Here is a 1,629-nt window from a genome sequence, read left to right as displayed (position 1 = left end):
GCCGGGCGCGAATCCGATGCGGGTCGTCGCGCCGGCCAGGTAGCTGAACAGCGTGAACGGCTCAAGGAAGGAGGACTGGTGAGTGTACGGACCGCTCCACCCGCCCGGGCGGTCCGGGTTGGCGCCAAGAACATGGTCGTAGGCAACGATGTGCGAGTAGCCCAGGTCCTCGGCGGCCTGGGCGTAAGCGCGCACTGCGCCTGGATCGGGAGGGAACTCCGTCTGTGGGAACACGACGCCGATCTGCATCCTGCCTCCTTCTGCTGGCGGGACAGTGCGGGGGGCGATGGAGTTCATTCCCGCCCCAGGCCAGCCGGCCGCGGTGCGAACCGCGGGGAGCGCATGGGTGGGAGTCAGGTCTGGCCGAACTGTGCGGCTGACCCAGGGTCCCAGGCGCCTGCCCTCAGCCGCGGGCGGGTCGTCCCGATACAGGCTTCGCCTGGCGCCCCGTTTCCCTGCGCGGCTCCGGCCTCGACCCACTGAGAGGGCCAGGGGGCGCACAGGGGGCGCGCCTGCAACGGCAGGTCCCTTGGACGGGTGGGCCTGCGGCCCATCCGTCTCGGCCGCAGGTAGAGCTAGCCGGGTGGCAAGGAGGCAGGGGCGCGTGGCTTGAAGATCGCGCCCCCGATCAGACCGCCGATGGCGCCGAACACGATGTTGGTAACGACGCCCAGCAGGTTGAACAGGATCGACATCGATCCGGAGAGGGCCGGTTCCATGGCTGCCTCAGGTGGCAGGAACTGGGAGTAGCTGTTCACCAGTGCCTGCGCCCCAGCCAATCCCGCGAAGCTCAACAGGAAGCCAAAGGTCCCGGCCAATACGCCGGCCAGGGTGCCTACCGCCACGCCCTGTCCTAGGGTGACGCTCCCGGTCAGGCGCTTGTACAGCCAGACTGCCAGGATGGCGCCACCCCAGAATCCGGCGCACAGCAGGCAGTTGATGAAATTGAGGATCGGAACATTGGCCAGCAGGGTGATGGTCAGACCACCGACAAGGCTGGCGATCAGCAGGTTCTTCGTGTTCATGTTGCTCCTCCGCCCTGAGCTGTCATTGACGTGTCAAACCCGTTAGGTGCGTCCCCCTCCCCCAGACCTGTCGTGCCAGTGCCGATGTCGGAGGGCGCGGGTTGTGCCGCCACACGCGGGTCCGGAGTCGCCTGCCGATGTTTACGCATCGGGGGATAGGCATGCCAATGTCGCAACTGCACGCCACCGGCTCCTGCGGCTGGCTCCGGCTCACAGGCAGGAGCCAGGCTCGCGGCCCTAGCGCACGAAAGTGTGGATCTGCTCGTGCATGTAGAGCGGCAGATAGTACAACCCGCCGGCGTTCTTCCCCGAAGAACCTGATCCCTTCCACCCGCCGAACGGCTGGAAGCCAGGCCAAGCGCCGGTGGTGGCGCCCTGCGGCCGGTTGGCGTAGGTCACACCGGCCTCGATCTTGTCGAAGAACCACTCGGCTTCCTTCTCCGATCCGTAGAAACCGGCCGTCAGGCCGTAGTTGACGTTGTTGGCCAGCGACATCGCCTGATCGAGATGGTCGACCGCGGCCAGCGTGGTGATTGGCAGGAACATCTCCTGCTGCCACAAATGGTGCTCGAGTGGCAGATCGGCGACGAAAGTCGGCGTACAG

Annotated in this window: 3 protein-coding genes; all 3 read right to left on the bottom strand. The window is 66.5% G+C overall.

All coding sequences use genetic code 11. The annotated features are described in order from the left end of the window. The coding region (locus MUO23_13285; protein ID MCJ7513922.1) for an LLM class flavin-dependent oxidoreductase at positions 1–249 on the bottom strand (249 nt) is incomplete at its 3' end. 326 nt (positions 250–575) lie between these two features. Further along, positions 576–1,025: a hypothetical protein gene (locus MUO23_13280; GenBank protein ID MCJ7513921.1), complete on the bottom strand. Its 450-nt coding sequence runs from the start codon at positions 1,023–1,025 to the stop codon at positions 576–578. Positions 1,026–1,262: 237 nt separating this feature from the next. Next, the coding region (locus MUO23_13275; GenBank protein MCJ7513920.1) for an aldehyde dehydrogenase family protein at positions 1,263–1,629 on the bottom strand (367 nt) is incomplete at its 5' end.

Source organism: Anaerolineales bacterium (assembly GCA_022866145.1).
In the GTDB taxonomy this organism is placed as follows: Bacteria; Chloroflexota; Anaerolineae; order Anaerolineales; family E44-bin32; genus PFL42.
This window is presented reverse-complemented; position numbering and strand designations above follow the sequence as displayed.

What these genes read in the sequence shown, in the direction of transcription:
- MUO23_13280 (MCJ7513921.1), bottom strand. Translation starts at nt 1,025, where the DNA reads ATGAACACGAAGAACCTGCTGATCGCCAGCCTTGTCGGTGGTCTGACC.